At 69.2% G+C, this 22,455-nt stretch carries 20 protein-coding genes; 7 read left to right on the forward strand and 13 right to left on the reverse strand.

The features are described 5' to 3' along the window. Positions 1-40: 40 nt before the first annotated feature. The 7 genes from ACFMRZ_RS07860 to ACFMRZ_RS07890 all read right to left on the reverse strand — a co-directional run bounded on the left by ACFMRZ_RS07860 (position 41) and on the right by ACFMRZ_RS07890 (position 7,176). Positions 41-1,267: a cytochrome P450 gene (locus ACFMRZ_RS07860; RefSeq protein ID WP_280277166.1), complete on the reverse strand. Its 1,227-nt coding sequence runs from the start codon at positions 1,265-1,267 to the stop codon at positions 41-43. After that, positions 1,264-2,904, reverse strand: a complete 1,641-nt coding sequence (locus tag ACFMRZ_RS07865; RefSeq protein ID WP_400178516.1) for an acyl-CoA synthetase — start codon at positions 2,902-2,904, stop codon at positions 1,264-1,266. Before ACFMRZ_RS07865 ends, ACFMRZ_RS07860 begins: the two co-directional genes overlap by 4 nt. Before the next feature lie 24 nt (positions 2,905-2,928). Next, a complete protein-coding gene (locus ACFMRZ_RS07870; protein ID WP_400178517.1) occupies positions 2,929-4,173 on the reverse strand; it encodes a hypothetical protein in 1,245 nt (414 codons plus the stop codon). Further along, complete coding sequence (locus ACFMRZ_RS07875) at positions 4,170-4,724, reverse strand: nuclear transport factor 2 family protein (RefSeq protein ID WP_280277169.1); 555 nt, start codon at positions 4,722-4,724, stop codon at positions 4,170-4,172. Before ACFMRZ_RS07875 ends, ACFMRZ_RS07870 begins: the two co-directional genes overlap by 4 nt. 3 nt (positions 4,725-4,727) lie before the next feature. Beyond that, a complete protein-coding gene (locus tag ACFMRZ_RS07880; protein ID WP_280277175.1) occupies positions 4,728-4,946 on the reverse strand; it encodes a ferredoxin in 219 nt (72 codons plus the stop codon). A gap of 2 nt (positions 4,947-4,948) precedes the next feature. Then, the gene (locus ACFMRZ_RS07885; protein ID WP_400178518.1) at positions 4,949-6,157 is read right to left on the reverse strand and encodes a cytochrome P450; all 1,209 of its coding nucleotides are present in this window, start codon (positions 6,155-6,157) and stop codon (positions 4,949-4,951) included. Between the two features lie 143 nt (positions 6,158-6,300). Then, positions 6,301-7,176, reverse strand: coding sequence for an SDR family NAD(P)-dependent oxidoreductase (locus tag ACFMRZ_RS07890; protein ID WP_400178519.1), 876 nt, complete (start codon positions 7,174-7,176; stop codon positions 6,301-6,303). Between the two features lie 89 nt (positions 7,177-7,265). On the opposite strand from ACFMRZ_RS07890, the gene ACFMRZ_RS07895 reads away from it, so the two are divergent. The 3 genes from ACFMRZ_RS07895 to ACFMRZ_RS07905 are packed head-to-tail and all read left to right on the forward strand — an operon-like array spanning position 7,266 to position 10,396. After that, complete coding sequence (locus ACFMRZ_RS07895; RefSeq protein WP_400178520.1) at positions 7,266-8,732, forward strand: aldehyde dehydrogenase; 1,467 nt, start codon at positions 7,266-7,268, stop codon at positions 8,730-8,732. 36 nt (positions 8,733-8,768) lie between these two features. Then, positions 8,769-9,518 (forward strand): SDR family oxidoreductase, encoded by a 750-nt coding sequence (locus ACFMRZ_RS07900; protein ID WP_280277173.1) that lies wholly within the window; start codon positions 8,769-8,771, stop codon positions 9,516-9,518. Then, entirely contained in the window at positions 9,515-10,396 is an 882-nt protein-coding gene (locus ACFMRZ_RS07905) for an NAD(P)-dependent oxidoreductase (RefSeq protein ID WP_400178521.1), read from the forward strand. Before ACFMRZ_RS07900 ends, ACFMRZ_RS07905 begins: the two co-directional genes overlap by 4 nt. Positions 10,397-10,474: 78 nt before the next feature. Here the strand turns inward: ACFMRZ_RS07905 and ACFMRZ_RS07910 are convergent, their stop codons facing one another. Both ACFMRZ_RS07910 and ACFMRZ_RS07915 read right to left on the reverse strand, forming a co-directional pair. Beyond that, positions 10,475-11,275: an SDR family oxidoreductase gene (locus ACFMRZ_RS07910; RefSeq protein WP_400178522.1), complete on the reverse strand. Its 801-nt coding sequence runs from the start codon at positions 11,273-11,275 to the stop codon at positions 10,475-10,477. Between the two features lie 76 nt (positions 11,276-11,351). Then, entirely contained in the window at positions 11,352-12,941 is a 1,590-nt protein-coding gene (locus ACFMRZ_RS07915) for a GMC oxidoreductase (RefSeq protein ID WP_400178523.1), read from the reverse strand. Between the two features lie 230 nt (positions 12,942-13,171). Between ACFMRZ_RS07915 and ACFMRZ_RS07920 the strand changes: the two genes are divergently transcribed. Further along, entirely contained in the window at positions 13,172-13,858 is a 687-nt protein-coding gene (locus ACFMRZ_RS07920) for a TetR family transcriptional regulator (protein WP_400178524.1), read from the forward strand. A gap of 211 nt (positions 13,859-14,069) precedes the next feature. On the opposite strand, the gene ACFMRZ_RS07925 is transcribed toward ACFMRZ_RS07920, so the two are convergent. From ACFMRZ_RS07925 to ACFMRZ_RS07940, 4 genes are all read right to left on the reverse strand, one after another. Beyond that, positions 14,070-14,906: a mycofactocin-coupled SDR family oxidoreductase gene (locus tag ACFMRZ_RS07925; protein WP_280274984.1), complete on the reverse strand. Its 837-nt coding sequence runs from the start codon at positions 14,904-14,906 to the stop codon at positions 14,070-14,072. Positions 14,907-14,949: 43 nt separating this feature from the next. Continuing rightward, positions 14,950-16,227, reverse strand: a complete 1,278-nt coding sequence (locus ACFMRZ_RS07930; protein WP_280274985.1) for a cytochrome P450 — start codon at positions 16,225-16,227, stop codon at positions 14,950-14,952. 225 nt (positions 16,228-16,452) lie between these two features. Next, positions 16,453-16,977: a hypothetical protein gene (locus tag ACFMRZ_RS07935; RefSeq protein ID WP_400182801.1), complete on the reverse strand. Its 525-nt coding sequence runs from the start codon at positions 16,975-16,977 to the stop codon at positions 16,453-16,455. Positions 16,978-17,435: 458 nt separating this feature from the next. Then, positions 17,436-18,119, reverse strand: a complete 684-nt coding sequence (locus ACFMRZ_RS07940; protein WP_400178525.1) for an enoyl-CoA hydratase/isomerase family protein — start codon at positions 18,117-18,119, stop codon at positions 17,436-17,438. Between the two features lie 102 nt (positions 18,120-18,221). Here ACFMRZ_RS07940 and ACFMRZ_RS07945 point away from each other — a divergent pair, with 102 nt between their 5' ends. Genes ACFMRZ_RS07945 through ACFMRZ_RS07955 form a run of 3 tightly spaced genes read left to right on the forward strand, consistent with a single transcriptional unit; the run spans position 18,222 to position 22,446 of the window. Then, positions 18,222-19,790: an AMP-binding protein gene (locus ACFMRZ_RS07945; RefSeq protein WP_400182802.1), complete on the forward strand. Its 1,569-nt coding sequence runs from the start codon at positions 18,222-18,224 to the stop codon at positions 19,788-19,790. A gap of 38 nt (positions 19,791-19,828) precedes the next feature. Further along, a complete protein-coding gene (locus ACFMRZ_RS07950; RefSeq protein WP_400178526.1) occupies positions 19,829-21,025 on the forward strand; it encodes an amidohydrolase family protein in 1,197 nt (398 codons plus the stop codon). Beyond that, a complete protein-coding gene (locus tag ACFMRZ_RS07955) occupies positions 21,022-22,446 on the forward strand; it encodes a FadD3 family acyl-CoA ligase (protein WP_400178527.1) in 1,425 nt (474 codons plus the stop codon). The genes ACFMRZ_RS07950 and ACFMRZ_RS07955 overlap by 4 nt, the downstream gene beginning before the upstream one ends. Positions 22,447-22,455 lie beyond the last annotated feature (9 nt).

Genomic DNA, 22,455 nt, shown 5'->3' on the forward strand with positions numbered 1-22,455 from the left:
GGATCCGGATTCCGGATCCCCGCCCGTCGTATGCCGTGGGTCAGTGGTAGGCGACCTGCCAATGCTTGACGCCGTTGATCCAGCCGGACCGCAGCCGCACCGGATCGGCGACCTGCCGCAGGTTCGGCATGGCGTCGGCGATGGCATTGAACATCAGGTCGATCTCCAGCCGGGCCAGATTGGCGCCCACGCAGAAGTGCGCGCCGGTGCCGCCGAAGCCCAGATGCGGATTGGGGTCGCGCAGCACGTCGAAGGTGAACGGCGCGTCGAACGCGTCCTCGTCGAAATTGGCGGAGCTGTAGAACAATCCGAGCCGCTCCCCCGCGCGGATGCGCTGCCCGCCCAGTTCGGTGTCCTGAGTCGCGGTGCGCTGGAATGCCGTGACCGGTGTCGCCCAGCGCACGATCTCGTCCGGGGCGGTGCGCGGCCGCTGCTCCCGGTACAGCTCCCACTGCTCGGGGTGGTCCACGAACGCCTTCATGCCGTGGGTGATGGCATTGCGGGTGGTCTCGTTGCCCGCCACGGACAGCAGGATCACGAAGAACCCGAATTCGTCGGAACCCAGTGCCTCGCCGTCGATGTCGGCGCTCACCAGTTGGCTGACGATGTCGTCGGCGGGCTCCGCGCGCCGCCGCTCGGCCATGTTCCAGGCGTAGCCGAGGATCTCGGCGGAGGCGGTCACCGGGTCGCCGTACTCCGGGTCGTCGTAGTTGAGCATCTGGTTCGACCAGTCGAACAGCTTGTGCCGGTCGTCCTGCGGCACGCCCAGCAGTTCCGCGATCGCCTGCAGCGGCAGCTCGCACGCCACCTGCTCGACGAAGTCACCGCCGCCGGAAGCCTTGGCGGCGTGCACGATTCGTTCGGCGCGCGCGGTCAGCGCCGCCCGCAGGCCCTCCACCGCCCGCGGCGTGAAGCCCTTGGAGACGATGCGGCGGATCTTGCTGTGCTTCGGCGGATCCATGTTGACCAGCAGCGCGCTCGTGCCCGCCAGCTGCTCGGGGGTCGCGAAGCCGGGCAGCCGGATGATCGACCCCTTCTGCTCGGAGGAATACACGTCCGCCCGGCGCGAGATCTCCTTGATGTCCTCGTGGCGGCTGACCACCCAGTACCCGCCGTCCTCGAACGGAGCGGCCTGTTCGGGGGTCTGGGCGTTCCACCACACCGGCGCGGTGCGCCGCAGTTCCGCGAATTCCGCTACGGGACTGCGGGTTTCCCACAGTCCCGGGTCGGTGAAATCGAATCCGCTCGGTATCGACGGAGCTGTCACTTTTCCTCCTCGCGTCCGCGTCGCTGCGAAGCGCTGACGACATGGTCCGGTTCCCGGGATTCCGCGCAGGCCTTGGCCGCTCGGTAGTCGGGCTTTCCGCTGGGGGTGCGGGTGACCACATCGGTCACCCAGATACGCCGGGGCAGTTTGTATCCGGCCAGATGGGCGCGCACATGCCGTTCCAGCGCGGCGAAGTCGACGGCGTCCGGAGCATGCGCGGAGACCACGGCGGCGACCTGATGGCCCCAGCGGTCGTGCGGCACGCCGATCACCACGGCGTCGTAGATCGACTCGTGCGCCTTGACCACGGCCTCCACCTCCTCGGCGAAGACCTTCTCGCCGCCGGTGTTGATCACCATGTTGCCGCGGCCGATCAGGGTGATCGAGCCGTCGTCCTCGACCCGGGCGCGGTCGTCGGTGACCACGACCCGCGCGCCGTCGACGGTGCGGAACAGCTTGTCGGTCTTGGCCGGATCCTTGTAGTAGCCGATCGGGACCGAGCCGGTCTTGGCCAGCCAGCCTTCACCGCCCGGTGCCACCGGCCGGGCCTCGTCGTCCACGACCACCGCCCCGCGGCCGACCTGCACGCGCGGGCCGCGCGCGGGATCGTCGTCCTTCTGCGCGAAACCCATACCGCCGAAACCGGTTTCGGAGGATCCGATGGAGTCCGAGACCAGCGCCTGCGGAAACAGCTCCAGCAGTTCGTTCTTCACCGGCTGCGACAGCAGCGCCGCGCCCGAGGCGACGACCATCAGCGACGAGGTGTCCGCCGGCTCGGCACGCAGCGCGTCGAGCAGCGGCCGGGCCATGGCATCGCCGGTCAGCACCAGCACCTGCGGACGTTCGCGAGCCACCGTCCGCCACACCTCGGCCGGGTCGAAGGCGGCCAGGAAGATCGTCGCGTTGCCCGACCACAGCGCGTTGAAGGTGGGCATCATGGCGGAGGCGTGGATCAGCGGCGGCAGCACCAGCCAGGTCATGGCCGGGTTCTGCGCACCCACCCGGGACTGCTGGTACTCGTCGGCGACCGGCTCACCGGTGTAGAAGTCGATGCCGCCGCCGAGCACCCGCCACATGTCCTCCTGCCGCCACATCACGCCCTTGGGCAGGCCCGTGGTGCCACCGGTGTACATCATGAACAGGTCGTCGGCGCTGCGCTCGATCGATTCGCGATCCGGCGAGAAGCCTTGCAGCGCTTGCTCATACGGCACGGAGCTACTCTCGGCGCCGGAGCCCAGACCGTCCTCGGCGACCACGGCGTGCCGCAGTCCGGGCACCAGCGGCCGCACCTGTTCGATCACCGGCGAGTAGCAGCGGTGGTGGACCAGCACCTCCAGATCGGCGTTGTCGTAGACGTAGCGCAACTCCTCCGCGCCGTAGCGGTAGTTGATGTTGATCGGGACCGCCCGCACCTTGAAGCAGGCGATCAGCGTCTCCATCGTCTCGAGGGAGTTGTGCATCTGGAACCCGACATGTGTTCCGGCGCCGGCCCCGATCGAGGTGAGGTAGCGCGCCAGCCGACCGGCGCGAGCATCCAGTTCCGCGAAGGTGAGCCGGCGCGGACCCTGGATCAGCGCGACCCGGTCGGGCATCGCGTCGACGGCGTGCTCGAACAGGTCGGCGAAATTGTTCGGCATGGTGTTCGGCTCTTTCGATGGTGCTTACACGACGGACAGCGGCAGCGGGATGCCGCGGTCGGCGAAGGCGAAGTCGGCGCCGGTACTGAAGCGCGTCACGGCGACCTCCGAGGCCTCCTTGAAAGGCTCTGCGGCGGTGGTGATCTCGATAGTGAGGGTGGTGTCGTCGGCGGCGCGGACCCGCGACCGGAACCGCGGGTTCACCCCGCGGATCATCGCGTCGACGGGTTCGAGGTGATCGGGTTCGACCAGCGCGGGCCACGCGCCGTCGGTGACGCCGCCGCCGGTGCGGTCCAAGCGCAGCAGCACGCCGTCGCCGTCGGGGGAGATTTCCAGCCCGACGTAGGCCGCGGGGTTCCAGGCCGGATGCAGGCGCAGCACCTGTACCAGCGCGGCGAGGTCGTCGCCCAGGCCCAGCGCCTTGCGGATCCGCTCGGCGGTGAGCCCGGCGATGCCGGTGAACTGCTTGCGCCCGATCTCGCGGGCCCGGTCCGCGCCGCCGCGCTCCCGCACGGCGATCAGGAAACCGAGGGTCAGCAGGTGCTGCTGCAGGCACACCTCGTCGGCCATCCGCACCAGGGCCGACCGCGAGAAGTCGGCGAAGCGGATATCGCTCAGCAGCGGGCCCGCGTAATCCGCGTTGCCGGGGTCGTCCGGATCGATGGGGTCGAGTTCCACGCGGGCGGCCGCCGAGTTCTCCACCAGCGGGGCGTGCACCGGCACCGCCGGCGGCTCGTGCGCCGCGTCGATGATCACCGTCCACGCGCACACCGGATGCCGGTCCGCCGGGCGCCGCGGCGGACGGTGGATCGGGCGCACCTGCGCGTGCGGATTGGTCGCCAGCGCCGTCGCGTCGAAGGTCGGGTCCTCGATGGTGTGGCACATGGCCACCACGAAGTCCTCGCCCATCGGCTCCACGTCCGCCAGCGCCCCGCAGTGATCGAGCCAGAACTCGCCGTGGTCGTGGTCGTCGATCCGGAACCGGAAATCCATGAACTGCGGCGGCGCCCCGATGTCCAGCTGCAATCCCTTGAAGATCGTCTCGACGCCGTTGCCGGGTATGCGCAGCGCCGCGCGCATCCGCCGCGTGTACACCGGGCTGGCGAGCTGCCATTCCTCGATCGCGATCTCCGCCATGCCATCCCGGCCGAACGCCGCGATGGAATGCGCCATTCCCGACCGGTCGATGAGGTGCCCGCACAGCAGCAGCTCCGGCACCAGCACCGCGAGCTGTTCGCGCGAGAGGTCGGCGAACCGGCTGGACATCATCGGTCCCACAGCTGCGCCGGCGCGGTGCCGATGCGATACCACCCCGGCAGCGGTCCCGACGCCGATCGCTCGATGCGCTTCTGCATGCCGGGCGAGAGCGCGTTGGCGGTGATCATCTCCATGAACAGCGCCGACACGTTGCCGAAGTCGAAGAAGTCGCGCTGCCACGACCATTGGAAGTCGCCGCCGTATCGGAACCAGCTGCCGCCGATGCCCTCCGGCATGTAGGGGCGGCCGTCGTCGCGGGTCTTCTCGTTGATCTGCTTCCAGAACCCGATCACCGTGCCGCTGCGGTCGTCGATCACGAATTCCTGGTACGGGTACGTCCACCCCTCGAGGCCGTCCATCTCCTGACCGAGGGCGAGGTCCCGGATCTCCGCGCGCCCGACCGCCATGAATTCCTGTGTCGGCCCGTAGTTCCAGCCGTAGGTGGCGTCCTCGGTGTACATCTCCGCGAGCGGACGCCAGTCGCCCAGCTCCTCACATCGCTTGTTCTCGTCCTCCCAGCGGCGAACCATCTCGTCGAGCTCGTCGCGTGCGAATGCGGCCATGGGTCACGATCCTTCGTTTTCCGGGGTCCGGTCGTCCTCGACGACCGACAGCGCTTGGGTCGGGCAGTACCGCACGGCGTTCTCCACGTCGGCGCGGTCACGGTCGTCCGGCGCACGCAACAGCTGCGCCTTGCCGTGCTTGGGCACGGAGAAGATCTCCGGGGACTCGGCCTGGCACACGGCGTGGCCCTGGCACAGGTCGAGATCCACCTCGATCCGTATCGTCATGGCGAAACCTCCACGGTGATGGGGAGTGTGGCGAAGCCCCGCACGTTGGTGGAGTGCACGCGCTCGATGCCGCTCTCGTCGACGCGGTAGTCGCGGACGCGATCGACGAAGGCGCGCAACGCGATTCCGGCCTCCAGCCGTGCCAGGTGCGCGCCCAGGCAGAAGTGCACGCCGCTGCCGAAGCTGACCAGCTTGCCCTTGTCCGGTCGCTCGATGTCGTAGACGTCGCCGTCGTCGAACACGGCCGCGTCACGATTCGCCGAGCCGATCAGCAACAGCACCTTGGCGCCCGCGGGGACCAGGCCGTGCTCGAATTCGATGTCGGCCGACGCCGACCGGGCCACCATCTGGCTCGAGGTGTCGTAACGCAGCGTCTCCTCCACCCAGGCCCCGACCAGATCGTGGTCGGCGCGCACCTTCGCGAACTGGTCGGGGAAGCGGCCCGCCCAGTACAGCGCGTTGCCGAGCAGTTTGGTCGTGGTCTCGTTGCCCGCCACCACCATCAGGAACATGAAGCCGATGATCTCGTCGTCGGAGAGTTTGTCCCCGTCGATCTCGGCATCGACCAGCGCCGAGGTCAGGTCCTCGGTGCGGGCGCTACGGCGTTGCGCGACCATGTCGGCGTAGTAGCCGACCAGTTGCAGCGAGGCGTCGATGGCGGCGGCGGGCACGTCGAGGACGCCGTCCTCGCGATGCACCACCAGATCCGCGAGCCGCCGGATCTCGGCACGGTCGGTCTCGGGCACGCCCATCAGCTCCGAGATGACGTCCATCGGGAGCTTGCCCGCGACCTCCTCGATCCAGTCGAAGCTGCCGCTCGCCAGCGCCGGTTCCAGGTGCTGGACGGTCAATTCCTCGATCCGCCCGGTCATCTCGGTGACCCGGCGCGGGGTGAAACCCTTGAACACCAACTGGCGCATGCGCAGATGCCGCGGATCGTCCATCGCCAGGAACGACATCGTCTTGTGCGCGTGCGGTCCCCACGCCGCCGGATCCAGCGACACCCCGTTCGCGCTCGACAGCCGCGTGCTGTCGCGGAACGCGGAGGTCACGTCGGCGTGCCGCGACAACGCCCAGAAGCCGAGCTCCGGGTTGTGGTACAGCGGCGATTCGGTTCGCAGCCGCCGGTAGACCGGGTACGGGTCGTCGTGGAAGCCGTAGTCGTACGGATCGAACAGCAGCGGTTCCACCGACGACGCCGTCATCGGGACCACCCCGGCAACTGGAACAGGTTCATATCGAAACTCATCGGCACCTCTCCGCGAGACACAAGGCCGGACACCTGTCTGGAAACTACCACCGGACCGATGTCTCGACAACGGTCCTTTCCGATATGGCCGGTCCGAACTCACCGCTCGGCCATCCGGGCCAGCTCGGCGACGGTCCACGGCGGCTGACCCTCGTGGTCTCGGTAGCCCAGCGGCGTCATCGCCGGCCGCTCGAAGCGCCCGACGAAACCGCCTGCGGCGATGAATATCTCGCCGTTGACCGCCCCCGCCGCGTCCGAGGCCAGGTAGAGATACAGCGCGGCGGCGTACTCCGGCGGCGGCGCGTCCAGCGAGGCGCGCATGGTCGCCTCGTCCAGCAGGCCCCGCCGATGCAGGTCCCGGATGTGCGCCTCGTAGTCGACCCCGGTCGACAACCGCGTCTTCGCGCCCGGGCACACGACGTTGGCCCGCACGCCGTGCTCCTTCAGATCCGCGGCGACGGCGAGGGTCAGGCTGGTCACCGCGCCCTTGCCCGCCGGATATCCGGTGCCGCCGTAGTCGCCGAGGTAGGCGAACGAACCCGTGTTGACGATCGAGCCCGAGCCCCGCGCGGCCATGCGGGGCGCCGCGGCGCGGCAGGTGTTGAAGACCGTCACCAGATGCGAATCCAGCAGGGTCCGCCAATCCTCGTGGCGCACATCGAGAATCGACGAGCGCGGCGGTTCGGGGACGGCGGCGCAGTTCACCAGGATGTCGATCGCGCCGTACGCGTCGGCACACGTCTCGACGAGGCGTTCCGCGACGATCTCGTCGGCGGCCGAGCCGGCCAGCGGCAGCGCCCGGCCACCCGCCCGCCGGATCGCGTCGGCGGCCCGGTCGACGGCCGCCGCGGACCGCGAGTTGACCACCACGCCCGCCCCGTGCGCGGCCAGCGTCTCGGCTACCGCCAGACCGATACCGCTCCCCCCGCCCACGACCACGGCACCCATCCCGGCCAGCAGTTGCTCCTCGGCCATATCCATTCCTCCTGCAACGCGTTCTTGTACCCGAACCAGTTATCGAACTATAGTCCGTACAGGTGTCCAGACAGATCTCGGAGAAATGCATGAGCAAACTGTTGCCCAGCGCGGAAGGCTCGCAGCTGTTGGTCGGGGGCAAACTGGTGCCGGGCGGCGCCGGGGTGTTCGCCACGGTGAATCCGGCGTCCGGGGAGGTGTTGGGCCAGGCCGCCAACGGCGACGCCGGCGATATGGACGCCGCGATCGCGGCGGCGCGGTCGGCGTTCGACGACACCGGCTGGTCGCGCGATCACGCGTTCCGCGCGGCCTGCCTGCTGCAGCTGCGAGATGCCTTGCGCGACAACATCGACGAGCTGCGCGAGCTGACCATCGCCGAGGTGGGCGCGCCGCGCATGCTGACCAGCGGCCCGCAACTGGAGGGCCCGATCGGCGATCTGGGGTACTTCGCCGATCTGGCCGAGAACTACGCGTGGGAAACCGATCTCGGCGTCGCGTCGCCGATGGGTATCAAGTCCGGCCGGAAGCTGCGGCGGGAGGCGGTGGGCGTGGTCGGGGCGATCACGCCGTGGAACTTCCCGCACCAGATCAATTTCGCCAAACTCGGCCCGGCGCTGGCCGCGGGCGCGACGGTGGTCCTCAAGCCCGCCCCCGACACCCCGTGGTGCGCGGCGCTGGTCGGCAAGGTTATCGCCGAGCAGACCGACATCCCCGCGGGCGTGGTCAACATCGTGACCTCCGACGACCACGCCCTGGGCGCGCAGCTCGCGGGCGATCCGCGCGTGGACATGGTGTCGTTCACCGGCTCGACCGCCACGGGCAAGGCCGTGATGGCCACCGCCGCAACGACATTGAAGAAGGTGTTCCTCGAACTGGGTGGCAAGTCGGCGTTCATCGTGCTCGACGACGCCGACATCGCCGCCGCCGCGAGCTATGCCGGATTCTCGGTCTGCGTGCACGCCGGGCAGGGCTGCGCGCTCACCACCCGCCTGCTGGTCCCCCGCGCGTCCTACGACGCCGCGGTCAAGGCCGCCGCCAAGGCGATGGGCGGAATCAAGCCCGGCGATCCCACCGAAGGCGGCACCGTGTGCGGGCCGCTGATCTCCGAGCGGCAGCGCGACCGCGTGGAGCGCTACATCGAGATCGCCAAGGCCGAGGGAGGCACCATCGTCACCGGCGGCGGCCGCCCGGACCGGCCGGGCTGGTTCGTCGAACCGACCCTGATCAGCGGCCTGCCCAATACCGCCACCGCCGCCCAGGAGGAGATCTTCGGGCCGGTGCTGGTGGTGATCCCGCACGACGGCGACGACGACGCCGTCCGCCTCGCCAACGAATCCCCCTACGGTCTCTCCGGCGCGGTCTGGGGCACCGATCCCGAGCGCATCGAACACGTCGTGCGCGGCGTGCGCACCGGCACGCTCGGCGTCAACGGCGGCATCTGGTACGCCGCCGACGCCCCGTTCGGCGGCTACAAGCAGTCCGGCATCGGCCGCGAACTGGGCGTCGCCGGATTCGAGGAGTACACCGAGACCAAGCTCGTCGCTACCGCCGAATAGGCACCCGAACAACACTGCCGCAGAAAGGCTTTCATCATGGCACGCTTCACCGGACGATCCGCGATCGTCACCGGCGCCGCCCAGGGCATCGGCGCCGCCTACGCCCAGGCGCTGGCCGCCGAGGGCGCCCGCGTCGTCGTCGCCGACCTCAACGCCGAGAAGGGCGAGGCGGTCGCCAAGCAGATCACCGCCGACGGCGGCACCGCCGTCTTCCACACCGTGGACGTCGCCGATCCCGAATCCGCCACGGCCCTGGCCGAATTCACCGTCGAGAAGTTCGGCGGCATCGACCACCTGGTCAACAACGCCGCCATCTACGGCGATATGAAACTCGACCTGCTGCTGACCGTGCCGTGGGACTACTACAAGAAGTTCATGAGCGTGAACCTCGACGGCGCGCTCAACGTGACCCGCGCGGTGTGGCAGCCGATGTCGAAGAACGGCGGCGGCTCCATCGTCAACCAGTCCTCCACCGCCGCCTGGCTCTACTCCGGCTTCTACGGACTGGCCAAGGTCGGCGTCAACGGCCTCACCCAGCAGCTGGCCACCGAACTCGGCGGCTCGAAGATCCGGGTCAACGCCATCGCGCCCGGCCCGATCGACACCGAGGCCACCAAGACCGTCACCCCGGGCACCATCGTCCAGGACATGGTGCAGCGACTTCCCTTGAAGCGCATGGGAACTCCGGATGATCTCGTCGGCGCCTGCCTGTACCTGCTGTCCGACGAGGCGAGTTGGGTCACGGGGCACATCCTCAATGTCGACGGCGGACAGATCATCCGATGACCGGCGGCGAGGATCGGGTCGGGTTCATCGGCCTGGGCAATATGGGCGCGCCGATGGCCGAGCGCCTACTGTCCTGGCCGGGCGGTCTCACCGTCTGCGATATGCGCGCCGAAGCGCTCGAGCCGTTCGTCACCGGCGGGGCCGAGGCCGCGCCGTCGGCGGCGGAGCTGGCCGCGCACGCCGCGGTGATCTCGATCGTCGTGGTCGACGACGATCAGGTGCGGTCGGTGGTGGCGGGCCCGCAGGGCATCCTGGGTTCCGCCAAGCCCGGCGCCGTCGTCGCCGTACACTCCACCATCAGCGACCGGACGGCCGTCGAGCTGGCGGCCGAATGTGCCGAACACGGCGTCGAATTCGTCGACGCGCCGATCAGCGGCGGCGCGGCGGGCGCGAAGCAGGGCAGCCTGGCGGTCATGGTCGGCGGCAGCGCGGCGGCGTTCGAGAAGGTGCGGGCGCCGTTCGAGACCTTCGGCGGACTGGTCGTGCACGCCGGCGAGGTGGGTGCGGGCACCCGGATGAAGCTGGCGCGCAACCTGTTGCACTTCGTCGCGTTCACCGCGGCCGCCGAAGCACAGCGGCTCGCCGAGACCGCCGGCCTCGACATCACCGCGCTGGGCAAGGTGGTCCGCCACTCCGACGCCATCACCGGCGGCGCCGGCGCGATCATGCTGCGCGACACCACGGCCGAGATCGCACCGGACGACTTCTGGCACCCCATCCTCAGCCACGTCCGCGACCTCGGCGAGAAGGACCTCGCCCTCGCCCTGGATCTCGGGCGGCGACTGGGCGTCGACCTCCCGCTCGCGCGGCTGGCGCTGGGTGGCCTCGGGACCGGCCTCGGCGTGGGCAGCGGCGAGATCGCGCGGGAACAGACCTAGCCGGACATACGAAAGTCGCCCGGCCGGTGGTGAATTCACCACCGGCCGGGCGACTTTCGTAGCGTGGGAGCCGCGCCCTCACTCCTCCCGAGCGGGCTCCGCGAGATCGCGCAACGGCGCCTCGGGCTGTACCTCGACCAGCACGAGATGCGCCCCGCGCGGGGTCCCGACCACCGCCACGACGGCGGCCGCCATATCCGAGGCGCGCAGCAGATAGGGATGGCGGGCGAAGCCCCACTTCACCCAGTCGTCGATCAGCGGGCCGATGACCTCGGACGACGCGTCGCCGCCCATGCCGGTCTTGGTCGGGCCCGGCCGGACCAGCGAGGCGCGAACTCCGGTGCCCTCCAACTCCATTCGCAGCTGGTCGGTCAGCGCCTCCAGACCGGCCTTGGACGCGCTGTAGGCGCCCGTCCGCGGCCGCGGATCCGGCGCGCAGTCCGAGCCGATGATCACGAAGTCACCGCGCCGCCGCTCGATCATGCCCGGCAGCACCCGATGCGCGAGCCGCTGCGGCCCGATCAGATGCACCTGCACCTGCGCCGCGAAACGCTCCGGATCCATCTCGTGGATGAGCGAGAACTCCAGGTCACCGGCGCCGGAGACGAGGACCTCGGTCGGCCCGTGCGCTTGTTCGGCCGCCGTCACGAATTCGTCGACCGATGCCTGGTCGGTGACGTCGAGGCGGAGAGCGATCGCCTCGCCCCCGTCGGCGCGAATCTTCTCCGCCAGCTCTTCGCACTGGTCGACGCGCCGGGCTCCCAGCGCGACCGGATGGCCGAGCGCGGCCAGCGCGACGGCGCTGGCCGCACCGATCCCCGAGGACGCTCCCGCGATCAGCACGGGACGGCGAGCGGGATTCGGCTCGAAACGTGGCATGGCTTGCCCTCTCACTGAAACACATGGCCGGACACCTGTCCGAACACTAGCATGGGCATGCCGGGGGCGACAACGCTCAGATGACGCTGCCGACGTCCTCGCGGACCAGGTGATCCAGTGCGCGTTCGGCGACCGCCGCGATGGTCATGGAGGGATTGCACGCGGCGGAGTTGCCCGGCATCAGCGCGCCGTCGAGGACGTAGAGGCCGCGCTGGCCGAGCACGCGGCCGTTCAGATCGCAGACCGACCCCATGCTCGCACCGCCGAGCGGATGCCAGGTGGAGGGGAAGATCGCGTTGGTATCGGTGAGCACGCTCGCCGAGCCCGCGATGCGCTCGACCAGCGGCCCGATGGTGCCGTTCTGCGCGATCTCGTCGCCCGCCGCGGGCCAGTGCAGCCGGGCGTCGTCGGTGGCCGCGTCGTAGACAAAACGCCCCCGCGCGGCGCTGACGCCGTAGCCGACGAGCATCGTGCTGCGCGCGTCGAGTTGCAGCGGCGGAATCGACGCCTGGATCACCGTGCCCGCCTTCGCGGGATCACTCCAGTTCAGACTGCCGTAGACGACGGGCCCGCCCTGCGCCGCGCCGACATTGTCGCCGAAGCAGGTCCACGCGTAGATGCGGTCGGCGTTGGTGCCCCAGCCCCCGCCCAATTCGTCCGGCAGGTCCGGGATCTGGCCCTTGGCCGCCGCGCGGACCAGGAGCCGGGTGGTGTTGAGACTGCCGGCCGACAGCACCAGCGTGTCGGTGGTCAGAATCTTGTTCTCCACCACCGTGCCCGAGGTGTCGATGCGGTCGACGTACACCGTCCACCGCCCGTCCTTGCCGCGCTCGATGTCGGTGACGTGGTGCAGCGGCGCCACGGTGACCTTGCCGGTCGCCTCCGCCGCGGCGAGGTAGGTGACATCGACCGAGTGCTTGCCGCCGTTGTTCACGCCCATCGCGCCGTCGCCGTTGGTGTAGGACGGCTTCATCCGGCCGCGCAGTTCGTCGAGCGCGTAGTTCCAGTCGATCGGCATCGGGATCTTCGACAGCGGCAGCCCGGCGCGCTGGACGTGCTCGGCGAAGACCCGCGCGGCCCGATAGTTCGGCGTATCGATCAACTCGTCCGGGGCGGTGGCGAGTTGCAGCATGCGCGCGACGCGCGGGTAGTGCACCCGGTTCATCGTCGCCCAATCCAGGTCCTCGGGGAAGTGCGTGTTGAACACGTCCTCGGCCGGTTGCAGCGACATGCCTTGGTACACCAGCGATCCGCCGCCGACGCCGGCCGCGCACAGCGCCGTCATGTTCTCCCCCGGCACGGCCTCGACCAGACCGGCGTACGGCTCGAACGCCACCGGGACGCCGAACAGCTGCGGCGCGGACCGATACCAGAGAATGCGCTTGTCCGGCGCCGTCGCGTGCGGGAACGTCTCCGCGTTCGGCCCCGTCGGCCAGCGCCGCCCACGCTCGAGCACCAGAACCGGGACGCCGGCCTCGGCCAGGCGCAGCGCGGTGACCCCGCCGCCGAAACCCGAGCCGATCACGACCACCCGATGGTCCTCGCGCACGGCGCGCACGCGCCCCACGTCCGCTCCGATCCCGGCACGCGCGAGGCCGGGGGTCGCCACCGCCGCCCCCGCCGCGATGGTACCGGCCAGAAAGGAACGGCGGGTGAATGCAGACACGAACGACCTCCAGAACGCAGACGGAACACACCCCGCGCGGATGACGCCGGGGACATCGCGCTCACGGCCGGTCGGCACCGGCTACCAGGGGGACCACTCGGCGACTGCACGCTGAAAACCCTGGTCCCGGGGCGGTATTCGCAATTTAGACACCGTAGATCAACGGTGTCAAGAGTTCCGGAGCAACTCGAGTAATCAAGTTACTGAAATAACTACGTTACTGTTGTTTCGTGGACAGGACGGGCAACCAGGATTCGGCCGCCAAGATCATCGACACTGTGCTGACACTGCTCGAAACCGAGGGGTACGACGCGGTCCAGTTACGCGAAGTGGCCCGGCGGGCACGGGTTTCACTGACGACGGTCTACAAGCTGTACCCGACGCGGGACGACCTGATGCTGGCCGCCGTACAACAGTGGCTGGCCACCAACACCTACGGCATGCTGACTGAGGCGCCCGAGGGCGAGTCCCTGCGCGACGGCATCGTCCGCCTGCTGCGCGGCGTGTTCGGGCCGTGGGAACACCATCCGCGCATGCTCGAGGCGTACTTCCAGGCGCGGTCCGGCCCGCGCGGCCACCTGCTCGACGAGCAGGGCTTCGACGCCATCCTCCCGTCCGCCAGCGCGCTGTTCGACGACATCGACCCCGACTATGTGGCGGACATCGGGATGGTGCTGACCAACATGACCTACGCCCTCATCGGCCGGTTCGCCGCCGGCTCGCTGGAGATCACCGAGATCCTGCCCGCACTCGAGCGCATCGTCTACCGGCTGACCACCAACAACGAACCGCTCGCCGCGCCCGCCGCCGCCCAGCGCCCGCAGCCCGGCGAGGCGCCCACGCTGGTGCTGCGTCCCTCCTTCATCTCGCCCTACGAGCCGGGCCCTAACAACACCGGCGACGGCGAACCGCTGTGACAACTCACAGGTCGTGACGCCCGGTAACAGTGTTACCGTGCTGGTGTCCCACCGTCCACCGGATCGGTTCGCCGTCGCACCGCTCCCGGGCTGCACGATCGATTGACACCGGTTGCGGGCGCCACGCGTGCCCGCCGGGCCGACATCGTCGATCACGCGGAAACCGTCAGGCCCGCCGGATCTCCGGCGGGCCTGACGGCTGAAACGAGCGCTACTTGAGCAGGCTGCCCGCGTCGACCGGCAGCGTGACGCCGGTGACGTAACGCGCCTCGTCGGACGCCAGGTACAGCACCGCGTTGCTGATGTCGACCGGCTCCACCCAGCCGACCGGCAGGGTGTGCATGAACTGCGCCACCGGGGCGAAGTCCTCCTTGGTCGGGTTCTCCAGATCCGGCCGGAACAACTTCATCGTGCCCTCGTTCATGAACATCGGGGTGTTCACGTTCGTCGGATGCACCGAGTTGACCCGGATGGAATGCTGGCCCAGCTCGACGGCGAACGCCCGCATCAGGCCGACCACGCCGTGCTTGGCGGCGACGTAGTGCCCGGTGTTCGGGTACGCCTTGAGCCCGCCCACCGAACTGGTGAGGATGATCGAGCCGCCACCGGCCGCGATCAGGTGTGGCACACCGGCTTTCGCGGCCTTCCAGACACCGCCCAGGTTGATGTCGATCATCGTCTGCCAGTCTTCTTCACTGGTCTTGTCCAGCGTCTCGCCGCCGTTGCCGATGCCGGCGTTGGCCACGACGATGTCCAACCGGCCCAGCTGCTCCACGCCGCTGTCGACGGCCGCTTGCAGCGCGTCGTACTCGCGCACGTCCACCTCGGCCGTCACGATGCGGCGGCCCAGCCCCTTGACCAGGTCGGCGGTCTCGGCCAGATCCTCCGGCGTGGAGGCGGGGATCAGATCCGTACCGCTGACCGGTTTACAGACGTCGACCGCGATGATGTCGGCGCCCTCCTGCGCCAACCGCACGGCGTGGCTGCGGCCCTGGCCGCGCGCCGCGCCGGTGATGAATGCGACCTTCCCGTCGACCCGTCCGGTCATGGTTACCTCGTTTCGTTGTTGCACCGCAGCGCGGGCGTTCCGCTCAGGGGTTGGGTGTGAAGGTGATGTGCAGGTTCGACAGGCCGCGCAGGATGTAGGTGGGCTCGTAGTCGTAGCGCCGGTCGCCCGCGGGGCCGTGCCGCTCCTCGTCGATCCGGATGTCGAGCATCCGGTCCAGGATCCGCTCGATCGACACCCGGCCCTCGGCACGGGCCAGCGGGCTGCCGGGGCAGGTGTGCACGCCGCGTCCGAACGCCATGTGCTCGCGGAAGTTCTTGCGGTCCAAGCGGAATTCGTGCGGCTGCTCGAAGCGGCGGGGATCGCGGTTGGCCGCGCCGGGGCAGACCATCACCGTCGATCCCACCGGAATCTCGACATCGCCGACGGTCGACCCGCGCTTCGCCAGCCGGAACCCGCTCTTGACGGGCGAGTCCATGCGCAGCGTCTCCTCGATGAAGGCCGGGATCTTGCTGCGGTCCTCGCGTAGTTGCTGCTGCACCTCGGGGTGGTCGCCGAGCACGCGCAGCGCCGCGCTGAGCAGCTTGGCGGTGGTCTCCTGCCCTGCGGCGAACAGGAATGTCGCCGACCGCACCACGTCGATGACCTCGGGCGTGGAACCGTCGGGATACTTCGCCAGCGCCAGCGACGTCAGTACGTCGTCGCGCGGATTCTCCCGGCGCTCACTGATATACGAGACGAACTTGTCGTCCAGCCATTCCAGCGGGTTGGACACGAGCACCTCGTCGTCGAGGGACCCGACGCGGGCGCCGGGCCGGTCGGCGCCGAGCACCGTGCGGAACTGCTGATGGTCCTCCTCCGGCACGCCCAGCACGTCCGCGACCACCAGCAGCGAGAACGGCTTGGCGTATTCGGTGAGGAACTCGCACTTGCCTTGCTCGAGGAATTCGTCGAGCTGGCGGTCCGCCAGCCGCCACATGAAGTCCTCGTTCTCCTTCAGCCGGGCCGGGGTCAGCAGCCGGGCCAGCAACGAACGCGCGTAGGTGTGGTCGGGCGGGTCCATCGTCACCATGTGCTCGAACATCGGCATCTGGGTGCGGTGCTGTTCGATGAGGGCGCCGATGTCGTCGCCCTCCACCTCGAACGGCAGCGGCGGGAACGGACCGCCCACCGCGATCACCGACGAGAACAGGTCGGCGTCCTTCAGGACCTCCACCGACTCCTCGTATCCGGTGACCGCGTACACGCCGTGCTGCGATTCCCGCGTCACCGGGCATTTCGATCGCAGATGGTCGAAGTACGGGTGCGGGTCGGGAACGAGCGAGGGATCGGTGAAGTAGTCCACCGAATCGAAATCAGTCATGCGGAGAACTCCTGGCGTTGATCGAGGCAACCACTACGGACGGTAACACAGTTACCGGAGACCGGGAATATCATTCTCAGACTTGCGCAATCATCTATGCGACGCCGCGGGGGCATGGGTGCGGCGCGGATTCGGCGCGGCGCGAACAGCATCCGGACACGGTGACGGCGGCGATGACCGGGAGACACCCGGTATCGCCGCCGTCACCGCGCGACTATGGCGGAATCAGACTCCCGCGACCGGCCGGGCCGACACGAGATCGCCCGCCCGCCGGCAATCCGACGGCAGTTCGCCGGTGTGGAACGCTTCGGACACCGCGACCTGCTCCGCCGGGAAACCGGCGGCGGCCAGCGCACACGCCTTGAACGCCCGGGCCGCCACGCTCACCCGGTGCTGCACGGGCGCGATCCGGTCGTCCAGTTCGGCGGGCAGCCCGTCGCCCCAGACCGCGACCTCGACCAGGCCGCGATCCAGGCATTCCAGCACACCGGCCCGCACGCGGCCGTCGGATCGGTAGGTCTGCGCCGCCACCGCGACGGCGTTGGGCCAGGTGTCGTGCAGCGGCGCGGCCAGCGACTGTTCCAGATCGAGCACCTCCGCGCCGAGGATGCTCAGCGGACGGACATTCGCGCAGTCGGACACCAGGACCGTCACCTCCCAGCCCGCGTAGGTCCGGTCGAACACCCAGCCCCCGACGTGGCGGATGACATCCTCGGCACTCGGTGCGACGACCGCCAGTCTGTGGCGCAGGGGTCGCCGTCGCGCGTGTGCTCGCCAGCGCGCGGCCGAATCCAATACCCGGACGCCTTGTTCGATGGGGTCGACGGATCGTGTAGCCATGGTTCTCATCCCGCCTCTCGAATGTGAAGATCGCGGCAGGTCCAACGGCCGGGCCACTGTACGGGCACCCCGCCGTCCGGCGGTCGGCCGGCTCGGTGAGCCGCCGTTTCCAGGCGGCGGGCTCACCGGAAAGAGCCGACGTTCGCTCCGGTGGACGTGCGACGAGTCAGGGCCGGTGACCAGTGCCGCGTCATCCACGGGGGGAATCTACCGATCAACACGGTAACCCGGTTACCCGTGCTGCGATGCGGACCTCACTCGAGTGGTTTTGTGATCTACGTCACTCTGAAACGGGATTATGCAACATGCCTACCGCCGCCCCGGACTGCCGGTACAATACCCCGGACGCGCGCATTCATGGGACGAAATCACTTGGCGCGGTTCATCACTCGATCCGCGGCCACCCAGTGCTCGTCGGCGACCCACAGCCGCGCGAACGCCGCGACGGCCTCGGCGGGCGGCACTCCCCCGATCACGCGCTTGATATCGGCCGCGGGCGCCGTCGTCAGAGAGCGCGCCAGCGCGCGCCAGCCCTGGTCGAACTCGGCGCGGGGCAGCACCCGGTCGACGAGCCCGGCCCGCTCGGCGGCCGCGGCGTCGAGAATCGCCCCGGAACCCGCGAGCAGCAGCGCCCGGCTGCGACCGACCAGCGCGGCCAGCCGCTCGGCGCCGCCCCAGGCGGGCATGATCGCCAGCGACACCTGATTGAAGCCGATCTTGATGTCGTCGGCCGCGATCCGGATGTCGGCGGCCACCGCGACCTCCGCCCCGCCGCCGAGCGCATGCCCGTTCAGCGCCGCCACCACCGGGCCCGGGAAGGCTGCGAGGCGATCACAGATGCCGCGCATCCGCCAGGCCATCTCGGCCGCCTGCGCCTCGGTCCGCAGCGCGGCCAGTTCCTTGAGGTCGCCGCCGGAGACGAAGGCACGGTCACCCGCTCCCGTGAGCACCAGCGCCCGGGCCCCGGCGGCGGCATCGATCGCCTTGTCCAGCTGATCCATCGTGTCGGGCGCGATGGCATTGCGGGCATGCGGGCGATTGATGGTCACCACCGCCAGACCGTCGTCCAGCTCGAAGCTCTACCATGTCTTGTTCTCCCCTGGGGAAATGTGGTTCTCTTAATGAGAGAATAGCGTAACGGGTGTTGAGTCCCCCTGCCCCGACGGGAGTTCGACCATGCGCACGATCCCCCCGATCTGGTCCGGCGTTATCGGGCGGAGGGCTGGTGGACCGACGAGACGATCGGCGATCTGCTGTCGGACGGGCTGGCCGCCGCGCCCGGCACCGAGTTCCGCATCCACTCGGCCACGCGGCCGTGGTCGGGCACGTTCGGCGAGGTGGAACGGGTGGCTCGGCGACTGGCGGCCGGACTGCGCCGCCGCGGCGTGGCGCACGGCGACACCATCGCCTTCCAGCTGCCCAATTCGATGGAGGCCGCGGCGGTCTTCTGGGCGTCGGCGTTCCTGGGCGCCGTGGTGGTCCCGATCGTGCACTTCTACGGGCGCAAGGAACTCACCTATATCCTCGACGCGGCACGGCCGCAGGTCTTCGTCACCACCGACCGTCCCGACAGCGCCGCATTGCGCGAGCGCGTCCCCGTCGTCGCGGTGGTCGGCCGGGACTTCGAGGAGCTGCTCGACGCCGAGCCGATGCCGGGCACGGCGCGGGTCGACCCCGCCGACCCCGCGCTGATCGCTTACACCTCCGGCACCACCCGCGCACCGAAGGGCGTGGTGCACACCCACCGCACCCTGGTCTACGAGACCCGGCAGCTGGCCGGCATGTATCCGGCCGACCGCGGCGACCAGCTCACCGCGGCGCCGGTCGGCCATTTCATCGGCATGATCAACGCGCTGCTGATCCCGGTGCTGGACCGGGTGCCGATCAACCTCGCCGACGCCTGGGATCCGGCCGCGATCCTCGGCCTGATGACCGCGCGGCGACTGACCGTCGGCGGCGGCGTGCCGTACTACATGACCAGTCTGCTCGACCATCCCGACTACACCCCCGAGCACCTGCCCTACCTGCGCTACGCCGGACTCGGCGGCGCGCCGGTCCCCGCGGCGGTGACCACCCGGCTCGCGCGGCTGGGCATCGTGGTCTACCGCTCCTACGGCAGCACCGAGCATCCCTCGATCACCGGCTCGCACCACACCGCGCCGGAGGACGAGCGGCTGTTCACCGACGGCCGGGCGCTGCCGGGAGTCGAGGTGCGGCTGGCCGAGGACGGCGAAATCCTCAGCCGCGGACCGGATCTCTGCCTCGGCTACACCGATCCCGAACTCACCGCCGCCGCCTTCGACGCGAACGGCTGGTACCACACCGGCGACATCGGCGCCCTCGACGCGGACGGCTACCTGACCATCACGGATCGCAAGTCCGACATGATCATTCGCGGCGGCGAGAACATCAGCGCGCTCGAGGTCGAGGAGGTGCTGCTGACGCTGCCCGGCGTGGCCGAGGCGATCGCGGTGGCGGTTCCCGACGAGCGGCTGGGCGAGCGCACGGCCGCGGTGCTGCGCCTGCTCCCCGGGCACGCCTCGCCCTCCTTGGACCAGTTGCGCGCCCACTTCGCCGCGGCCGGTCCCGCCAAACAGAAGTGGCCGGAGGAAGTGCACGTCGTCGCGGATTTCCCGCGCACGGCCAGCGGCAAGATCCAGAAGTTCGTGGTTCGCCGCGACCTGGCGGCCGCGCGCCGCGAGGGCATTGCGGCTCACCAGTGAAGAGAATAACATTCTCATAGAACGACAAGGAGGATTCCATGACGAAGGTCGAGCTGCCCTACCAGCTCTTCGACGCGGACAACCATCTCTACGAGACGAAGGAAGCCCTCACCCGGCATCTGCCCAAGGAGTACGAGGGAACGATCCAGTACGTCGAGATCAACGGCCGCACCAAGATCGCGGTGCTCGGCCAGATCAGCGAGTACATCCCCAACCCCACCTTCGAGGTCGTGGCTCGCCCCGGCGCGATGGAGGAGTACTTCAAGCACGGCAACCCCGAGGGCAAGAGCCGGCGGGAGATCTTCGGCAAGTCGATGAAGGCGATCGACGCCTTCCGCAATCCGGAGGCGCGGCTGAAGGTCATGGACGACCTGCAGCTGCAGCGCGCGCTCATGTTCCCGACCCTGGCCAGCCTGGTCGAGGAGCGCATGCGCCACCACCCCGAGCTGATCCACGCGGTGATCGAATCGCTGAACCGCTGGATGCTGGACGACTGGGGCCAGGACGGCAGTTTCGTGCACTCCGGCCGCATCTTCACCGTCCCGGTGATCACGCTGCCGATCGTCGAGCGCGCGATCGCCGAATTGAACTGGGCTGTCATGGAACACGGCGCCAAGGCCATCCTGGTGCGCCCGGCTCCGGTGCCCGGCTTCAAGGGCCTGCGCTCGTTCGCGCTGCCCGAGTTCGATCCGTTCTGGAAGCGGGTCGTGGAGCTGGACGTGCTGGTCACCATGCACTCCTCGGACAGCGGCTACTCCCGCTACGACGCGGAGTGGGAGGGCAACAGCCTGGAGATGCTGCCGTTCAAGACCAACACGTTCGCCATGACCAACCAGTGGCGGCCGGTCACCGACGCGGTCGCGTCCTGGGTGTGCCACGGTGCGCTGAATCGGTTCCCGGACTTGAAGATCGCGGTCATCGAGAACGGCTCGGCCTGGCTGGAGCCGCTGCTGCAGCAGTTGACCGACGTGTACAAGAAGGCGCCGGAGGGCTTCGGTTTCCGCGACCCGGTCGAGACCATCAAGCGGAGCCTCTACGTCAGCCCGTTCTGGGAGGAGGACCTGGAGCGACTGTCGCAGGTCATGGGCGCCGACCACGTGCTGTTCGGTTCGGACTGGCCGCATCCGGAGGGCCTGGCCGAGCCGGCGCGCTACATCCACGAGATCAAGGACATGCCCGAGGAGAAACAGGCCAAGATCATGGGCGGCAATCTGGCGCGGTTGCTGAAGGTATGAGCTGGCAGACCATCCCGGAGATGGTCCTGAGCACCGCCGACCGCTTCGGCGCCGCCGAAGCGGTCGTCGACGGTGAGATCCGTTGGAGTTTCCGCGAACTCGCCGATCGGGTGCGCCGGGCCGCCGGCGCATTCGCCGCGGCGGGTGTCGGCAAGGGCGATCGGGTCGCGGTCTGGGCGCCCAATTCGGCGGAGTGGATCGTCGCGGCGTTCGGCGTACTCACCGCGGGCGGGGTGCTGGTGCCGGTGAACACGCGGCTCAAGGCCGAGGAGGCCGGTGACATCATCACCCGCAGCGGCGCGAAGCTGGTGCTGGTGCAGCAGGGCTTCCTCGGCACCGAGTACACCGCCGCGGTACCGGTCATCGATCTGAAGTCCGGATTCCTCAGCGGCGGAACGCCTTTCGAGGCGGAGATCGCGGGCACCGATATCGCCGACATCGTCTACACCTCGGGCACCACCGGGCGGCCCAAGGGCGTGATGATGAATCACCTGCAGACGCTGCGCCTCTACGCCGAGTGGTGCGATCTGGCCGATCTGCGCGAGGGCGACCGGTACCTCATGGTCAACCCGTACTTCCACACCTTCGGTTACAAGGCGGGCCTGATCTCGTCGCTGATCCGCGGCGCGACGATGCTGCCGGTCCCGGTGTTCGAGGTGGACCGCGTGCTGGAAATGATTGCGCGCGAACGGATCACGATGCTCCCCGGCCCGCCCACGCTCTACCACTCGCTGTTGGCGGCCCGGGGCGAGTACGACCTGTCCTCGCTGCGGGCGGCGGTCACGGGCGCGGCCGATATCCCGGTCGAGCTGATCCGCCGCGTCCGCGAGGAGCTGCCGTTCCGGTCGATCATGACCGGCTACGGCCTCACCGAGGCCGGTACCGCCACCGCCTCGCGGCCCGGCGACACCTTCGAGCAGATCGCCACCACCGCCGGACAACCCTGCGACGGCGTGGACGTGGGCATCGCCGAGGACGGCGAGGTCCTCGTCCGCGGCTACAGCGTGATGCAGGGCTACCTGGACGATCCGAAGGCCACCGCCGACGCGATCGATGCCGAAGGCTGGCTGCACACCGGCGATCTGGGACGGCTCGACCCGGAGGGCCGGTTGATCATCACCGGCCGCAAGAAGGACATGTTCATCGTCGGGGGATTCAACGCCTACCCCGCCGAAATCGAGGGCTTCCTGCTGGAACACCCCGCAGTGGTCCAGGCCGCCGTCATCGGCGTCCCGGACGACCGGCTCGGCCAGGTCGGCCGCGCCTTCGTAGTGAAACGCGGCACCCTCACCGAAGCCGACCTGATCACATGGAGCCGCGACCGCATGGCCGGCTACAAGGTCCCCCGCTCCATCCGCTTCCTCGACGAACTCCCCCTCAACGCCACCGGCAAGGTAATGAAGGACCAGCTCCAGGAGTAACCGCGCCAC

The organism is Nocardia sp. N2S4-5 (genome assembly GCF_044628355.1).
GTDB classification, from domain to species: Bacteria; Actinomycetota; Actinomycetes; order Mycobacteriales; family Mycobacteriaceae; genus Nocardia; species Nocardia wallacei_B.

Bases quoted from the DNA above. Each gene is read 5' to 3' on its own strand.
- ACFMRZ_RS07865 (WP_400178516.1), bottom strand. From the start codon at position 2,904: ATGCCGAACAATTTCGCCGACCTGTTCGAGCACGCCGTCGACGCGATG.
- ACFMRZ_RS07870 (WP_400178517.1), bottom strand. From the start codon at position 4,173: ATGATGTCCAGCCGGTTCGCCGACCTCTCGCGCGAACAGCTCGCGGTG.
- ACFMRZ_RS07875 (WP_280277169.1), bottom strand. From the start codon at position 4,724: ATGGCCGCATTCGCACGCGACGAGCTCGACGAGATGGTTCGCCGCTGG.
- ACFMRZ_RS07885 (WP_400178518.1), bottom strand. From the start codon at position 6,157: ATGACGGCGTCGTCGGTGGAACCGCTGCTGTTCGATCCGTACGACTAC.
- ACFMRZ_RS07890 (WP_400178519.1), bottom strand. From the start codon at position 7,176: ATGGCCGAGGAGCAACTGCTGGCCGGGATGGGTGCCGTGGTCGTGGGC.
- ACFMRZ_RS07895 (WP_400178520.1), top strand. From the start codon at position 7,266: ATGAGCAAACTGTTGCCCAGCGCGGAAGGCTCGCAGCTGTTGGTCGGG.
- ACFMRZ_RS07900 (WP_280277173.1), top strand. From the start codon at position 8,769: ATGGCACGCTTCACCGGACGATCCGCGATCGTCACCGGCGCCGCCCAG.
- ACFMRZ_RS07905 (WP_400178521.1), top strand. From the start codon at position 9,515: ATGACCGGCGGCGAGGATCGGGTCGGGTTCATCGGCCTGGGCAATATG.
- ACFMRZ_RS07910 (WP_400178522.1), bottom strand. From the start codon at position 11,275: ATGCCACGTTTCGAGCCGAATCCCGCTCGCCGTCCCGTGCTGATCGCG.
- ACFMRZ_RS07925 (WP_280274984.1), bottom strand. From the start codon at position 14,906: ATGACCGGACGGGTCGACGGGAAGGTCGCATTCATCACCGGCGCGGCG.
- ACFMRZ_RS07930 (WP_280274985.1), bottom strand. From the start codon at position 16,227: ATGACTGATTTCGATTCGGTGGACTACTTCACCGATCCCTCGCTCGTT.
- ACFMRZ_RS07950 (WP_400178526.1), top strand. From the start codon at position 19,829: ATGACGAAGGTCGAGCTGCCCTACCAGCTCTTCGACGCGGACAACCAT.
- ACFMRZ_RS07955 (WP_400178527.1), top strand. From the start codon at position 21,022: ATGAGCTGGCAGACCATCCCGGAGATGGTCCTGAGCACCGCCGACCGC.